This is a genomic window from Alcaligenes sp. 13f, assembly GCF_020496585.1.
GTDB classification, from domain to species: Bacteria; Pseudomonadota; Gammaproteobacteria; order Burkholderiales; family Burkholderiaceae_B; genus Alcaligenes; species Alcaligenes phenolicus.
This window is the reverse complement of sequence record NZ_JAHKKC010000023.1, coordinates 1-15,372: the sequence shown is the minus strand read 5'-3', so window position 1 is coordinate 15,372 and position 15,372 is coordinate 1. Positions and strand designations below refer to the sequence as shown.

The window sequence follows — 15,372 nt, the reverse complement described above, 5'->3', positions numbered from 1 at the left end:
CCCAGTGATTGAAAGCTGAAATATTCATCCGTATAATTTGTTTAGCCACACTAAACAGAATAGACGCATTATGCGTATCAGGATGGATGAGACATGAGCAAGAAACAGTCCCCACAGGACGAGGCCCCCGTATCGCCGTGGCGTGCTGCCAGCGCAGCGGGTTTGGGCACCATGATCGAGTATTACGACTTTCAGCTGTACGGCGTCCTGGCTGTGACGCTAAGTGTGCTGTTTTTTCACGCCGGCAATGAGAACGCGGCCTTGCTGTCCACATTGGCCGTGTTTGGCGGGGCCTTTCTGGCGCGCCCCTTGGGCGGTATTTTCTTTGGCTGGTTTGGCGACAAGCATGGCCGTACCGCTGCCTTGATGTTCACGATTGTGGGCATTGGAGTGGCCAGCGCCTTGATGGGCATGTTGCCTACCTACGCCACGCTGGGCCTGGCTGCACCGGCCTTGCTATTGTTGTGTCGTTTGCTGCAGGGCTTTTTTGCCGGTGGTGAAATTACGGGTGCAGCTACCTATGTGGCAGAATGCTCGCCCCCCGGCAAGCGCGGTTTCTTTGGCGCGTTCAACCCGGCCGCCGCCACTTTGGGCTTGTCCCTGGCCACCGGCGTCGCGGGGTTGGTGACGGCGCTGGTGGGTAAGGAAGCCATGCTGGATTGGGGCTGGCGTATTCCCTTTCTGCTGTCCATTCCCTTGATCATTCTGTGTGTCTGGGCTCGTTCACGTATCGAGGATTCGCCGCGCTTTAAGGAAATGCTCAAAAGCCATCATCCCGAGCACTCGCCCCTGTCCTTGATTGTGCGTGATTACCGCCGTCCCCTTTTGCAAGTCATTGCTATTGGTTTTGCGCAGAATGCAGCAGGCTACGTGGGCGTGGTCTATCTGAGTACCCATTTGATTCACACCCTGAAATACGACGGCACCGCGGTGTTCTGGCTGATTTCCCTGGTCACCTTGTGCTCGGCCTTCATCATGCCTTTTGCCGGTGGCCTGTCTGATCGCTTTGGCCGCAAACCCTTGCTGACGATTGGCTTGCTGGGCTATCTGGTGCTGGTGCCGCTGACGATGTGGGTCGCCTCCTGGGGCAGTTTCCCGCTGGCGGTGATCGCGGTGGCCGTGTCCATTTTGCCCTTCATCGTAGTGCAGGCCGTGGGCTACCCCTTGTATGCCGAATTGTTCCCTACGCGAGTGCGCTATAGCGGCGTGTCGCTGGGCTTTAACATCGCCACCATTCTGGGTGGAGCGACGGCGCCATTCGTGGCGTCCTGGCTGACGGGCCTGACCGGTTCCAGCATGGCACCTGCCTTTTACGTGATGGTAGTGGCGCTGATCGGGATTGTGGCTTTGAGCACGGTGCAGGAAACCTCTGGCCGTCAGTTGGCCGATTGATTTTCAAGGAAGTAAATGATGTCCGGATATTTTCTTTATCACTCCATTGGCATGTTCGAGGGCAAGGAAGCGGCCATGCGTGCCGAGCTGGATCAGTTCAGCCAGGTCTGGTCGGCGCAGGACGATGCCCAGTGGGGGTACGCTCTGGGCCAGAAACAGGCTTTCATGGATGCCTGGGCCCGTTTGATTGGTGCTGATTCCAAGGATATTGCGCTAAGTGAAAACGTCACAGGCGGCCTCTACAGCATTCTGGGTTCTTTGCCTTCGCATGTGCTTAAAGGACGTACCTTGCTGGTTGCGGCCGATTGCTTTCCCAGCCTGCATTTCCTGTTGCAAAAACTGGCCTTGCGCCTGGGCTTCACCTTGCGCACCGTACCTTTGAGCGCCGGCCTGTCCTATGTGACGGACGATGATTTCATTAATGCCTGGGATGACAGTGTGGGTTTGGCCCTGGTGACCTGGGTCAGCTCTACGTCCTCGCACCGGGTGGATGTGGATCGCATGGCGCAATGTGCGACGGAGCACGGCAGCCTGATGGCGCTGGATTTGACACAAGCTGCCGGGCTGGTGCCGTTCACCGTGCATGAAGGCGTGGCCTTTACCTTGTCGGCCTCCTTGAAGTGGGCATGCGGCGTGTCCGGTGCCAGCCTCTTGCATGTGCGTGCAGATTTGATCGAGCAGTGCGAGCCGGAGTTTCGCGGCTGGTTCAGCCAGGAAAATCCCTTTAACTGGAATCTGGACCAGTTCAGCTATGCTGACGGCGCGCGTCGTTTCGACCACGGCACACCGGCTATTTTGGGAAGTATTGCGTCCCTGCCTGGCATGCGTTTCGTGCTGGAAACCGGCGTGGAAAAACTGCTGGAGCAAAACCGGGCATTGACGGCGGTCTTGCTGGATCGTGCGGCCAAAGCCAATTGGCCCGTGCTGACCCCATTGGCCGAGAACGAGCGCGGCGGCAGCATCATGTTGCGCGCCAGCAGTGCCCAGCGCGCTCAGGCTATGGTGGATCAGCTGCGTGAGCAGGAGCTCTATTGCGATCAGCGTGACGGCGTATTGCGTCTGTCGCCCGGTAATGTCTGCACCGAGCAGGATGTACTGCGCTTGTGCGACACCTTGCAAGCCGGTTGGTAAAGGAGGAGGGGATATGGATAGCCAAACCTGGGCTCATCAGGCCAGCCGTCGTATCGAACGATCCGCCAAGGTCGTGATGGACTATATGGCGGATCTGGATGCGCTGGGACGCTGGTCCCTGGGCTGCTTTGACACCGAAACGGTGGAGCCTGGCCTGGTGGTGGGGACGTCCTTGTTTGATGGTGGCCAAACCCATGTCAGCGTGGAGATTCTGGCCGAGCAAGGGCTGATTCGCTATTGGGTAGGTAGCGCCACGCAACGTACCCCGCGCATCAGCGCCATGGTGCAGCCGCTGGATCAGAATTCCTGCATTTTGATCATGCTGGCGACACGCGGTGCAGACATGGATGAAAACCGCTGGCTACGTTTGCAGCGTTGCCATGAAACCGAGCTGGACCTGATTCAGGCCCAGCTGCACAGCGCCGCCTAGTGCTCGTGCTTAATAGCTGGGTGGGGTGATCGCCACAATAAAGCGCACATCCGTGTCGTAAGGATTGCGGTAGGCATGGGGCAGGCTGGAGTTGAAATAACAGCTATCGCCCGTTTGCAGACAGTGCTGATCATCCCCTACATCGACCAGCAGCCGGCCTTCCGTCACCAGCACACATTCCTCGGCAGGGTGGCTCCAGCGCTGCCCGACCGAGCTTCCTCCCGGCGGCAAGAAGCCCGCCAGCATTTCAATACTGCCAAAGCCCGGTGACACCCGCTGGTACTGCACGCCCGAAGCGGATTGAATGCTCATGCGCTCGTTCTGGCGCACCACCGCCACTTGCTCCACATTGTCATCCAGCAGGGAAAACAAGGGCGTATCCAGCGCACGTGCAATTTGGCGCAGGGTATCCAGACTGGGTTGGGTCAAACCGCGTTCCACCTGGCTGATCAGGCCGGGGGAGACTTGGGCAAGCTCGGCCAGCTTGCGCAGAGACAGTTTTTTATGAAGTCGGACTTGGCGAATACGCAAAGCGGCCATGTAGAAGCGGGGGTAGATAGTAAAGCCGTCATTGTAAGACAAGCCCGCAGGGCTGAGGAGCGCGGGACCTGGCCCACCTGCTGCTTATCGGGCCAATCGGTTCAGGTCTTTGCCATCAGTTGGGGATCGTCGGCCCATTTTTCTTTGATATGCAGCATTTCAGGCAGGCATTTGTCCAGCAGGGCGATCAGTTGCGGGTCAAAGTGCTGGCCGGATTGTTCGCGCAGATAGTTGATGCAGCGCTCTACACTCCAGGCTTTCTTATAGGGCCGCTCACTGGCCAAGGCATCAAACACATCGGCCACCGCCACGATGCGGGCGGGCAGGGGGATATTCTCGCCTTTTAAACCGTAGGGATAGCCACTGCCATCCCATTTTTCATGGTGATACAGCGCGATCGTGCGTGCCAGTTTTAACAAACCATGCGAGTGCTGGCCAATAATGCGGGCGCCAATCAAGGTGTGCGTACGCATGATTTCCCATTCTTCGGGTGTTAGCTTGCCGGGTTTTTGCAGGATGGAATCCGGGATGCCGATTTTGCCAATATCGTGCATGGGCGCGGCGTGCAGCAGTTCGTCGGCCGCTTCGCTGGAGTAACCCAGCCAATGGGCCAGAATGCGCGTGTAGTGGCTCATGCGGATGACGTGGCGGCCAACTTCGTTGTCCTTGTATTCGGCCGCTGTCCCCAGGCAACGGATAATCTGCAGGCGGCTGTCGCGCAGTTCCTGCATTTGTACCAAGGACAGATGGTTGCGTATGCGTGCCTTCAGAATCGCCGGGTTAAAGGGTTTGGAGATGTAGTCCACCGCCCCCATGTCCAGCCCCATTTGCTCATCCTGCGGCTGCGAGAGTGCGGTTACAAAAACAACGGGTATGTGGCGGGTTTTAAGGTCGGCCTTCAAGGCTCTACAGACTTCGTAACCCGACATTTGCGGCATCATGATGTCCAGCAAGATCAGGTCCGGTAGATCCCGTTGTGCCAGCTCCAGCGCCTTGATGCCATCTTTGGCAAAGAGCAGCCGGAAATCCTGTTGCAGCGTATGGCGCAGAATCTGCAGATTGGCGGGCTCGTCATCGATGAGCAAGAGGGTGGGGCGCGGTGAGGTAAATTCATTCATGGCGTGGCGGATCCTTGGCCAAGCTCGCATTCAGGTCTTTGATCAGCTTGGACAGGATCAGGCTGGCTTGAGCAAAGTCGAACACGTCGATGGTTTTATTAAGATCATTCAGGGTATCGGTTTGCCCTGTGCTTTCCAGATACTGACAGACCACTTGCAAGGCAGGCTCATCCAGCTCGTTGAGCAAGACGCTGCTATGCAGAATGTGGAGATGGTTCAAGGCAACGTCTGGGGTATGCACCACGACGTGTTGAGGGTCTGAATAAGGAGTCGGTGGGCCGTTGTGGCTAAGTTCTTGAACGATGCGGTTGAACATTTCCTGCAACTGTTCAATACGGCGACGCATCTGGCGAGTTTGACCACGACGAATTTTTTCTTCCAGCTCGGCGCTGAGGGCAGACACTTGGGGCAGGCCCAGATTGCCGGCGGTGCCGCGAATGCCATGCAGGCTGCCCAGCACAATTTCCCAGTTCGGGGATGCCTGCTTGATTTCATCGAGTGGGTAGCGGGTATGCAGGTCAGACAGAAAGCTCAGCAGAGCGCGGCGCAGACGGACCTGGGAACCCCACAGGCTCAGGCCCAACTCCCAATCGATCAGGCTGCTCTCTTGTGGTTCGACGCTGTGCTCCAGGGGACCAGTGGGGGGCAGACCCATCACCATGGCAATTTCTTGCAGCAAAGAAGGCAGATCCAGCGGTTTGGTGGCAAAGCCATTCATGCCGGCCTCCTGGGCCGCATGACGGTCGGACTCCATGACACTGGCAGTCAGCGCAATCAGAGGCAAAGGCAGACGCGCTTCACGGCGCTCCTGTTCGCGCCACCGGCGGGCGGTTTCCAGACCGTCCATCTCGGGCATGTGCACATCCAGCAAGGCCACATCAAAATCTTCTTTGGACAGCAGCTCCAGCACTTTGTGACCGTTGTCGGCCGCTGTCACGGAGTGTCCGTGCTGCTCCAGGGCCAAGGTCAGCAGTTCCTGATTCAGGCTGATGTCATCGGCCACCAGAATGCGCAGCGGCGGCAGGCGGGGCACGGGCTGATCGTCCGGGCTCAGGCTGGGTTCTTTACCCGGTTCCAGGGGAATACGGACTTCAAAGACGCTGCCCACGCCCAGGGTACTTTCAACCTTCAGCGTGCCGCCCATCAGATCCACCAACTGGCGGGCAATGGATACGCCCAGGCCGGTACCGCCAAAACGGCGGCTGATGGATACATCGGCCTGTGTAAAAGGGGTGAACACATGGCGCAACTGCTCAGGAGTCATGCCAATGCCGGTGTCCGTGACGCGGATGGAGACGGTATTGCGCCCTGGTTCGGGATTGACATCCACATGCACCGCTCCGCTTTGGGTGAACTTGATGGCATTGCCGATCAGATTGTTCAGCACCTGCTGAATCCGCATCGGGTCGCCCTTGTAAAACTGATGCAGCTCGGGCGCATGGTTCAGACGGAACTCCAGGTTCTTGGCATCCGCTGCCAAACGCAAGGAGGCCACGACCTGATTGCACAATTCAATCAGCGAAAAATCCACTTGCTCCAGCTCGACCGAGCCGCGTTCCAGCTTGGTGGTATCCAGAATGTCGTTCAGCAAGGCCAGCAAGGAGTGGGCGGACTGGTTGATGATGGCAAGGTGCTTGTTTTGCTGCGCATTGATCTGATCATTCAGCATCAAGTCGCTAAAGCCAATAATCGCGTTGAGCGGGGTACGGATTTCATGGCTCATATTGGCCAGAAAAGCCGTCTTGGCCTGGGCTGCCTGCTCGGCTTTTTCCGCACTTTGACGCAGGGATTCGGTCAGTGCCTTGTAGCGGCTCATGTCAGTGACAAAACCGACAAACAGCGGGTCACCCGGCTGGCGTACCTTGCCCACGGCCAGGCGCATCGGCAGCAAGCTGCCATCCTTGCGCAAACCGGTGACATCCCGGCCTACGCCAATAATTTTTGGGTCGTTGGTGCGTAAATAATTGGACAGATAGCTGTCGTGGCGCGAGCGGTCCGGCTCGGGCATCAGCATGTTCACATTGCGCCCCAGCACCTCGCCAGCCTTCCAGCCAAACAGGCGTTCGGCTGAATGGTTGAAGTCCAGAATGGTGCCGTGGCTGTTGATGGTAATAATGCCGTCAATCGCCGTATCCACAATGGCCCGGTTATGCGATTCGCTTTCTTCCATCTTCAAGAACAACTGGCGGTAGCGCAGCAGGCCGTTGGCCGCGGTCACCAGTACCGTCACCGTAATGGTGAAGGTGGACAGCACTATGGAGGCAAAGGTGATGTTGAAGATGATCATGTCATCGGGCGGTGTGGTCTGGCCTATAAAGCGGGCGGCCGCCATGCCGGTATAGTGCATGCCGGAAATGGCCAGGCCCAGCACAATGCCGCTGATGACCACGCGTTGCAGCAAGGTCAGGCGGGTGCGATGCAGGCGAAAGCGTATCCACAAGGCCAGCGTGGCCAGTACCACGGCCAGCACAATCGACAAGAAGAAGGTAAAGGGCTCGTAGCGCAGCATCGGTGCCATCCGCATGGCCGCCATGCCGCTGTAATGCATGGTGCCTATGCCCAGGCCCACCAAAATGCCGCCCACAATCAGGTGCGAGCGCTGGACACGAGCTTGCGAGAGGATTTGCAGCGCCACCCAGGATGCGCCCACGCTGGGCAGAACCGACAGCATGGTGATGGCCGGATCGTAATGGACGCTGGTACAGAGTTCAAAGGCCAGCATGCCAATAAAGTGCATGGTCCAGATGCCGCCGCCCAAAGCAATGGCACCCGTGCAGATAGCAATCTGGCGATGCAGGCGCAAGTCCGCCATGCGGGCAATATGGGCCGTGTGCAGGGCCATGCCCGAGGAGAAGATGGCAACCAGTAGCGACAGGATGACCAGACCACTGTTATAGCTGCCAACCAAAAAGGGAGCCATCTGGTCCGCACTGATGAAGAACTGGTCGAGTATCCGCATAGGTGCTTATGTCCGAAGCGGCCCATGAAGGCCAAGTTAGACGAAATGTGTCAGGCTCCCCCTGCCTGCCAGAGGGAATGTAACGGTGAAATTCGGATAGGTTACCGAGTTTGTCTCTTACTGTGCAGTTTTTTGTATGGATTGAACAAAAATATTCATGGCTAGAGCAGCGTTCCGGTCAAGAGCAGCGCGGCGACGGAGAAATAAATGACCAAACCGAGCACGTCCACCAGAGTCGCCACCAAGGGCGCCGAGGCACTGGCCGGGTCAAAACCGACGCGTTGCAAGATGAAGGGCAGCATGGAGCCAATACAAGAACCAAAGGTCACAATGCCCACCAGAGCCAGCCAGATGGTGAAGGCAATCAGCAAGGAATGTTCGCCGTAGTCGTACAGCCCCAGGTGTTGCCAGACTTCAATACGAATAAAGCCGATCGCCCCCAACATGGTGCCCAGCACCAGACCCACGGGCAGTTCCCGCAGCAGCACGCGCCACCAGTCGCGCACCCGGACTTCGCCCAGGGCCAGACCGCGAATGAGCAGGGAAGTGGCTTGGGAGCCGGAGTTCCCGCCGGAGCTCATGATCAAGGGGATGAACATGGCCAGGACCACGGCCTTTTCCAGCTGAATTTCGTAGTACTGCATGGCACTGGCCGTCAGCATTTCACCCAGGAACAGAATGGCCAGCCAGCCGCCCCGTTTGCGGATCATGGTGCTAAAGCCCGCCTGCAAATAGGGTTTGCCAATATGCTCGGCACCCCCGAAGCGGTTCATGTCTTCGGCGGCCTCGTCCATCAGGGCGTCAATCACGTCGTCCACCGTCACAATGCCGATGATGGCATTGGCCTCGTCCACCACTGGAATGGCCAGAAAGTCGTGGCGGCGTATCAGTTGGGCCACGGCCTCCTTGTCCGTCAGGGCCTGCACGGCAATGGGGCTGTCGCCACTCCACAACTCGGTCAGGGCCGCTTGCGGGTCGGCGCACACCAGCTTGCGCAAAGGCACCACAAATTGCAGTTGTTGCTTGTCGTTGACCACATAGATGGCATAGACCGTTTCGCGGGTACTTTCCACTTCCCGAATGTGCTGCAAGGTTTGTGCCACATTCCAGCTCATGGGCACTTGCAGAAACTCGGTAGTCATGATGCCGCCGGCTGTGTCTGCCGGATAGTGCATCAGACGCATGATGGAGGTGCGGGTGTGCTGGGTCAGGCGGCCAAGAATCTGCTCCTGGTCTTCATGGTCCAGGTCTTGCAGCAAGTCGGCCATTCGGTCTTCGGCCAGTTGCTCCAGCACTGGCAGGCGTTCGGGACGTGTCAGCTCCATCAAGAGCGCACTGGCCCAACGCAACTCCGGCACTTCCAGCAAGGCTTGCAGACGTTCGTTATCCAGCTCCTGGGCAGCGAGCAGCGCGGGGCGTTGCTCCAGCTGATTCAGGGCCAGAACAATATCGGCAATCGGGGTTTGGGGGCCAAGTAGCTCAGTTGATGGATGCGTGGACATGCAATACTCCAGTGGGCGTGCAGGTACAGGGTCTTGAGTTCAGGAGGTTGGCACCGGGCCAACAGACCGTAAAGCGAACCGGCTCAGTTCGCACGAAACTCGCTAGGATAGCGTTCTTTGCGGATACGTGCTTCCTAAGCCGGGCGCAGGAAACGCCAGGCCGCTGCATTTTGTCTGGGAAATTGCTGATGCTGTGGTCTAAGTATGTCTGTGAATCGATCCATGATTTACCCATAGAACCGCTCAGTGCACTACCAAGCTGAAACTCAGCGTGATGAAGAATATCGCCATCGTAGGGAGGTCTGCGCTGGAAGTCAAAGCGATTGCAATGATGCGCAAAAAAATGATTTGTGCTGTTAAGGTGAGGCTTGTGCCCCTGCACCGAACTTGAGACGGTTCAGAGGGTGCTATAGTGCCCGCTTTGCCGCATAACGGCGACTCGACCCCGGCGGGCCAAGGCCCACTACACGATCAGGAACAACCATGAGCAATGCGATTAATTTTGACAAAGGCAACTACCGCTTCATTCCGACCGGCGTGAACCGCTTTTCGGGCGGGGTGGCCGCTCAGCCCGGTTACGAGATCTGCCGGGTCGTGTTTTCTGCTCCCGTGCCACTGAAAGAAGGTTTTGACTTGATTCAGGCCGTGCTGGAAGCAGAAGAGCGTCCCTTGACAGCCTTGTGCGCCTGCGAGCTGCGCTCGCCCGAGCCAGTTAGCGACAGCGACTTCAACAAGTTCAATGAGCTGTATCTGGAAACGCTGAAAGAGTGGGGCCTGGTCAAAGGCAAGCATAATCCGGTCGCCCGCAGCAACGTGTCGCCGCTGGTAGGCGCACCTGCCGAGCCCAGTTTTTACGCTTTCAGCTACACGGTGGAAACCGATATTGAAGAAGCCACCTTTGTGATCGCAGGCAGCTGCGAAGTCCCCGAAACGCCCGACGACTATATAGAGAGCATTGTGGCCTACCAGGACGTGTCGCCTGAAGGGCTGTTGCAGAAGGCGCAATGGGTTCTGGGTGAAATGGAGCGTCGTCTGGAAGTGTTGGGCCATGAGTGGGCTGACACGACGGCCACCCATGCGTACACGGTGCACAATCTGCATCCTTTCATGGCTACTGAACTGGCTCAGCGCGGTGCGATCAACCATGGCTTGGGCTGGCACCTGGCCCGTCCTCCCGTCAAGGATCTGGAGTTTGAAATGGATTGCCGCCGTATCCTGAACGAACGCGTGCTGACCATTGATTAATTGATCAGCCCTAAAAAAAACAGGCCCACGCTAGCGTGGGCCTGTTTGTTTGATGTCTGGCTGTTTATGCCTGGCTATAAGCTGCCTGGCTGGCAGACTGCTGATAGCGACGACGCACAATCAGGCCCCACGTCAAGCCCAGAACGGCGGACGCCAAAGAGCCGCACAGAACGCCCAGCTTGGCAGCATCCAGCAAAACGGGCTCGGCAAAGGCCAGGTTGGCCACAAAGATGGACATGGTAAAGCCAATACCGGCCAGCAAACCAATCAGGGTGACGCCGGCCCAATCCATGCCGGCAGGCAGGGTACATAGCCCCAAGCGTACGGGCAACCAGGTGCCCAGCAAGACGCCCAGGGGCTTGCCCACAATCAGGGCAATCGCCACACCAAACAGGGCGCTTTGTGCACCGGCGGCATTCAGGTCCAGACCATTCAGGCTGACCCCGGCATTGGCCAGCGCAAACACCGGCATGATGATGAACGCTACCCAGGGATGCAGCAGTGCAGGAATACGCTGGACCGGAGGCAGAATCTCGCGTTGAGCCAACTGCATTTTCTGCAGCGTGTGCATGACTTCGTGGGTGTCATGCTGGCTTTCCAGTTTGGTGGCCAGTTCCAGATTCAGGTGACGGGCCTTGCGAGGCAAGGGCAGGGCGCGCACAGGGCTCATCATGCCCAGAACCACACCGGCCAGGGTGGGGTGAGCACCTGTCTTCAACAAGCCAAACCACAGGATCGCACCGGGAACGACATAGGCCCAGGCCGAGCCTATGCCCATTTTTTGCAGACCCAGGACGGCCACAATACCAACGGCTGCAATCAGGAAGGCGCTATAGTCCAGGCCACCCGAGTAGAAGAAGGCAATGATCAGGATGGCGACCAGGTCATCAATAATGGCCAGCGCCAGCAAAAACACCCGCAAGCTGGGGGGCAGGGAGCGGCCCAGCAAGGCCAGCACACCCACTGCAAAGGCAATATCGGTGGCAGTCGGAATGGCCCAACCCATCAGCACCTTCGGGTCGGGATTCATGGCGGCGTAGATCAGCGCGGGCAGGGTGATGGCGGACAGGGCGGCACAGATAGGCAGCATGGCCGAGCGCCAGTCGGACAGGGCACCGTCATGGATCTCGCGGCGGATCTCCATCCCGACAACCAGGAAGAACAAGGTCATCAGAATATCGTTGACCCAAAAATGCAGATCTTGCGAGAAACGCCAGGAGCCCAGCTCCAAGGTCACTTGGGTGTGCCACAGGGCAGAATAGCTATCGGCAAATGAAGAGTTGGCCCAGATCAGGGCTATGGCGGCAGCCATCAACAAGACCACACCGCCCAGGGCCTCGATATGCAGGAGGCGTTGCAATTGGGCTTGCAACTGGCGGGTCAGAACATGGGCGCGCGGCAAAGGCGCACCGGAAGAAGGGTGGGACATGGTCGGCAAATCTCCACAAGGCGGCCCGACCTTGCGTATGTAATTAACCTGCCTTGCTGCACCATGCCAGCAAAACACCCTGCGCAATTATAGGGATGGAGCCTCTTTAAGGCAATCGTCAGCTTGGGTCTGTGTCGGGCGCAATATGTATGGGAATCGTGACTGGCCCATCGTTGGTCAGGCTCAATTGCATATCGGCACCAAATACGCCGCACTGGGTATCAGGCAGCCGGGTGCGGGCCATGGCTACCAGCTCGTCAAACAAGGGCTGGCTGATTGCAGGGGGCGCAGCGCGGCTGAATCCTGGACGGTTGCCCTTGCGCGTATCGGCCGCCAGGGTGAACTGGCTAACCAGTAATAGCTGACCACCGGCTTGCTGCAAGTTCAGGTTCATCTTGCCTTGCTCGTCCGAGAAAATGCGCAGGGCCAGCAATTTATCCAGCAAGCGTGTGGCTTGCTCGCGGGTGTCACCGTGCTCGGCACAGACCAGAACGGCCATGCCTGCGCCAATTTTTGCGACAGTCTGGTTTTCAATATCGACTTGGGCCTGGCGTACCCGTTGAATCAAGGCAATCATATTTATTCACTAAAATCAGTGGCCGACAGATTTGGAGAACAGATTCACAATCAGCACACCCACCACAATAAAACCGATGCCAATCATAGCGGCCAAATCCAGCTTCTGCTTGAAGACCACCCAGCCAATCAAGGAAATCAGCACAATGCCCACGCCACTCCAGATGGCATAGGCCACCCCAACCGGCATGACGCGCAGGCTGAGCGACAGGAAGTAAAACGCACCTGCGTAGAACATGATGGTGAAGGCGCTGGGCATCAGGCGCGTGAACTGTTCGGAGCGCTGCAGCAAGCTGGTGGCGATGATCTCGAAGAGAATCGCGATGAATAAATGCAGGTAGGCGAGGCTTACAGGGGTCATTGAAAATCAGGGTTGGAAACTGAACCAGCCAGGTAGCAGCAAGACACTGGCCCACAAGGCGGCCGAGGCCCAGGATGAGATATGAAAACTCAGAGGCGACATGGCACAGGTGCCCGCAATCAAGGGGACAGTTGAGCGCAAGGGACCAACAAAGCGGCAGGCCACAATACTAAACCATCCCCAGCGTGCAAAAAAAGCCTGCGCTTTTGCATACAGATGCAAACGCTTGCGGGCCCACTCGAAGTGGAACAGATTGCCACCGTAACGCTGGCCCAGAAAAAACGAGATGGCATTGCCCAGGCCGGCGCCCAGTGTCACGGACAGCCAGATCGGCAGCAAGCTCATTTCCCCGGCACCGACCAGGGCACCGACGGATAAAAGGATGGCTGTACCCGGTATGATCAGGGCCAAAAAGGGCAGGGACTCGACCAGGCACAAAGCGAAAACAGCGGGGGCCACCCATTGTGGGTTGGCGCTGATCAGGGCTGTGGCCTGTTCTGCAAAATTGCTTAGAGTGCTCAGCATATCAACCAGAAGGAAGGGACAGCATCATTGCAGTCTTTTAGTTCAGGGCAAGGCTCAGAATCAGGCGGTCCTTGTGCTGCAAGCCGTCCTCAAACAGGGCCTCGTCGTAATGGTGCAGGAAATAATCGGGCTCTACCGCTATCACTCGAAAGCCGGCGCGCTGATAGAAAAACAGGGGGTAGCCAATGGTGCCGGTGGCCACATATAAGGTTTGACCACCTTGTTCGCGTACATAGCTAATCAGGGCAGACAGCAGCTTGGCACCCAACCCATGACCCTGGTGCGAGGGCTGAACGGCGATGTTCATCAGCTCCCAATCCTGGGCGTTCCTGCGCTGCAAAATAGCAGCCGCCACGATGTGTTCCTGATCTTTAATGCACCAGGCGTGCGGTGTGTCTTTGTAGCTTTCAATCAGACTTGTGCTGGGATCAGCTTCCAGAAGCAAAGCCATGGGCAGGCTGGAGCCATGGACCTGTTCAGCTTGCCCAAAATCGTTGCTTTGGCTCATGAGAAATCCCCGTCCACGTAAAACCATTGGCCTTGTTCAAGGACAAAACGGCTGACTTCATGCAGACGGTTCGCCCGGCCATTCAGACGGTTGCGAGCGACAAATTCCACAATCGCTTCCGTGTCGGAAACACGTTCATGACGTCGCACATCCAGGCCCAACCATTGCAAACCTTCCGGATTGGGTTCCAGCGAATGAGGGCGGGTGGAGCTATGCCAGGTGGCCAGCAGATAGTCCAGATCGTCGCGCACAAAAGCGCTGTACCGCGAGCGCATCAGGGTAGCCGCATCGGGGGCTTGCAAGTACTGCGGGCCTTGGTGCCAAGGGCCGCAACAAACTTCGTAGGTTTTGGGATTGCCGCAGGGACAGGAGTTTTTTGAAGAGGAAGACTTTTTCAAGAGCGTAACTGCCAAGACCAAAGAATGGCACAAGCATACCTGAAAGCAGGTATTGGTTTATGGCGCCACCGCGACGAAAAGTAAGGATTTACAGACCAGGCTTTGCTGTAGCTGGACTGCTTGTCAGGCAGGGGCGTTCGAGGGAGTACGGGTGTTGGTAATGTCTGATTGGTTCATCGTACGGGTAAAAAGTTCCTGGCCGAGCATCCAGCGTTTGGTAGCGGCGGCCCGATGCTGTGCTGCATCCTGAGTTGTGATCCCTGGAATCCCCATAAAAAAACCCGCCCGCAAAAGCGGACGGGTTAGCGGCATGCGATTCGCTGCGTCGAAGGGGCTTATTTAGCCGCGTCGATGCGCTGTTGCATACGCTGGGCGCGTTCTTTGGAACCGGGGTGCGAGCTCATCACGCTGCTTTCGCCGCCGTCCAGAGCTGCCAGTTTTTCAAAGGCAGAAACCAGACCCTGGGTCTTGAGCTTGCGCTCGGTCAGCAGGTCAAAGGAGTAGTCGTCAGCGTCGGATTCTTGCGATTGCGAGAACTGAGCGTTCAGGAAGGCTTCGGACAGCTCGCCCAATTGGCTGGAGTTCAACTGAGCAACCACACCGTTACCGGTGGCGGCAGCAGCGTCACGAGCAGCGGACAGACCGTAGGCGGTTTGCATGGCTTTCTTGCTGTGGCCCAGTTCAACGTGGCCCATTTCGTGACCGATCACGCCGCGCAGTTCGTCGTCGTTCATCTTGTCCATCAGACCGGCATACACACGGATACAACCGTTAGCCATGGCCCAGGCGTTCACTTCCTGAGTCTGGTAAACCTTGAAGTTCGGTGTTTGACCGTTCAACTGTTTCGCCAATGGCTTAACGACACGTTGCAGGCGCTTGTTGTACTTGCTGTTGGGGCTGGCCACTTTGTTTTCAGCATCCATCTGCTTGCAGGACTGATCCGACAGAGCAATCACTTCCTGATCGGACAAATTGAACGCCTGGACAGCCTTGCTGCCGGCACCGACCATGCCACCCACATCCATTGTCTGACAGCCTGCAGTCAGGCCAGCGACGGCCAGCATAGCGGCCAATGCACCCATACGAAAAGTCATGAACTTCCCCTTCTACTTATATAAAGAGAAGCGATTTTAATGACTAGGCGGCGAAGGGTTCCTGTATAAAACAAACTTTAACAATTGTTGTTTATGTACTTACAGTTATATAAAAGACGTTGGGCAGCACGATAAGCGATTTTGGCTGCTTTTAAGGGCAGGGA

At 57.3% G+C, this 15,372-nt stretch carries 15 protein-coding genes; 4 read left to right on the top strand and 11 right to left on the bottom strand.

The window, feature by feature from the left end:
• Positions 1-93 precede the first annotated feature (93 nt).
• The 3 genes from KOE80_RS16655 to KOE80_RS16645 are packed head-to-tail and all read left to right on the top strand — an operon-like array spanning position 94 to position 2,953.
• On the top strand, positions 94-1,392 hold the full coding sequence (locus tag KOE80_RS16655) for an MFS transporter (protein ID WP_009459482.1): 1,299 nt from the start codon (positions 94-96) through the stop codon (positions 1,390-1,392).
• Between the two features lie 15 nt (positions 1,393-1,407).
• On the top strand, positions 1,408-2,523 hold the full coding sequence (locus KOE80_RS16650; RefSeq protein ID WP_226349538.1) for an aminotransferase class V-fold PLP-dependent enzyme: 1,116 nt from the start codon (positions 1,408-1,410) through the stop codon (positions 2,521-2,523).
• Positions 2,524-2,536: 13 nt separating this feature from the next.
• The gene (locus KOE80_RS16645) at positions 2,537-2,953 is read left to right on the top strand and encodes a hypothetical protein (RefSeq protein ID WP_009459478.1); all 417 of its coding nucleotides are present in this window, start codon (positions 2,537-2,539) and stop codon (positions 2,951-2,953) included.
• A 9-nt stretch (positions 2,954-2,962) separates the two neighbouring features.
• Here the strand turns inward: KOE80_RS16645 and KOE80_RS16640 are convergent, their stop codons facing one another.
• The 4 genes from KOE80_RS16640 to mgtE form a co-directional block, all read right to left on the bottom strand.
• On the bottom strand, positions 2,963-3,535 hold the full coding sequence (locus KOE80_RS16640) for a helix-turn-helix domain-containing protein (RefSeq protein ID WP_226349537.1): 573 nt from the start codon (positions 3,533-3,535) through the stop codon (positions 2,963-2,965).
• Between the two features lie 59 nt (positions 3,536-3,594).
• Entirely contained in the window at positions 3,595-4,611 is a 1,017-nt protein-coding gene (locus tag KOE80_RS16635; RefSeq protein ID WP_035268306.1) for a two-component system response regulator, read from the bottom strand.
• The gene (locus KOE80_RS16630; protein WP_226349536.1) at positions 4,604-7,570 is read right to left on the bottom strand and encodes an MHYT domain-containing protein; all 2,967 of its coding nucleotides are present in this window, start codon (positions 7,568-7,570) and stop codon (positions 4,604-4,606) included. Before KOE80_RS16630 ends, KOE80_RS16635 begins: the two co-directional genes overlap by 8 nt.
• Before the next feature lie 161 nt (positions 7,571-7,731).
• On the bottom strand, positions 7,732-9,072 hold the full coding sequence (gene mgtE / locus KOE80_RS16625; RefSeq protein ID WP_226349535.1) for a magnesium transporter: 1,341 nt from the start codon (positions 9,070-9,072) through the stop codon (positions 7,732-7,734).
• A 483-nt stretch (positions 9,073-9,555) separates the two neighbouring features.
• Here mgtE and KOE80_RS16620 point away from each other — a divergent pair, with 483 nt between their 5' ends.
• Positions 9,556-10,317 carry a hypothetical protein gene (locus tag KOE80_RS16620; protein ID WP_009459468.1) on the top strand — a complete coding sequence of 254 codons (762 nt, stop codon included), beginning with the start codon at positions 9,556-9,558 and terminating at the stop codon, positions 10,315-10,317.
• A gap of 64 nt (positions 10,318-10,381) precedes the next feature.
• Here KOE80_RS16620 and nhaA read toward each other — a convergent pair whose 3' ends face one another.
• The 7 genes from nhaA to KOE80_RS16585 all read right to left on the bottom strand — a co-directional run bounded on the left by nhaA (position 10,382) and on the right by KOE80_RS16585 (position 15,208).
• The gene (gene nhaA / locus KOE80_RS16615) at positions 10,382-11,746 is read right to left on the bottom strand and encodes a Na+/H+ antiporter NhaA (protein ID WP_226349534.1); all 1,365 of its coding nucleotides are present in this window, start codon (positions 11,744-11,746) and stop codon (positions 10,382-10,384) included.
• 118 nt (positions 11,747-11,864) lie between these two features.
• Positions 11,865-12,323, bottom strand: a complete 459-nt coding sequence (gene dtd / locus KOE80_RS16610; RefSeq protein ID WP_035268299.1) for a D-aminoacyl-tRNA deacylase — start codon at positions 12,321-12,323, stop codon at positions 11,865-11,867.
• 15 nt (positions 12,324-12,338) lie between these two features.
• Positions 12,339-12,683, bottom strand: a complete 345-nt coding sequence (locus tag KOE80_RS16605; RefSeq protein ID WP_009459464.1) for a DMT family transporter — start codon at positions 12,681-12,683, stop codon at positions 12,339-12,341.
• Positions 12,684-12,689: 6 nt separating this feature from the next.
• Positions 12,690-13,208, bottom strand: coding sequence for a DedA family protein (locus KOE80_RS16600; protein WP_009459463.1), 519 nt, complete (start codon positions 13,206-13,208; stop codon positions 12,690-12,692).
• Positions 13,209-13,245: 37 nt separating this feature from the next.
• Positions 13,246-13,716 carry a GNAT family N-acetyltransferase gene (locus KOE80_RS16595; RefSeq protein WP_115635061.1) on the bottom strand — a complete coding sequence of 157 codons (471 nt, stop codon included), beginning with the start codon at positions 13,714-13,716 and terminating at the stop codon, positions 13,246-13,248.
• Positions 13,713-14,114, bottom strand: coding sequence for a YchJ family protein (locus tag KOE80_RS16590; RefSeq protein ID WP_009459461.1), 402 nt, complete (start codon positions 14,112-14,114; stop codon positions 13,713-13,715). The genes KOE80_RS16595 and KOE80_RS16590 overlap by 4 nt, the downstream gene beginning before the upstream one ends.
• A 335-nt stretch (positions 14,115-14,449) precedes the next feature.
• On the bottom strand, positions 14,450-15,208 hold the full coding sequence (locus KOE80_RS16585; protein WP_009459460.1) for a M48 family metallopeptidase: 759 nt from the start codon (positions 15,206-15,208) through the stop codon (positions 14,450-14,452).
• Positions 15,209-15,372: the final 164 nt, after the last annotated feature.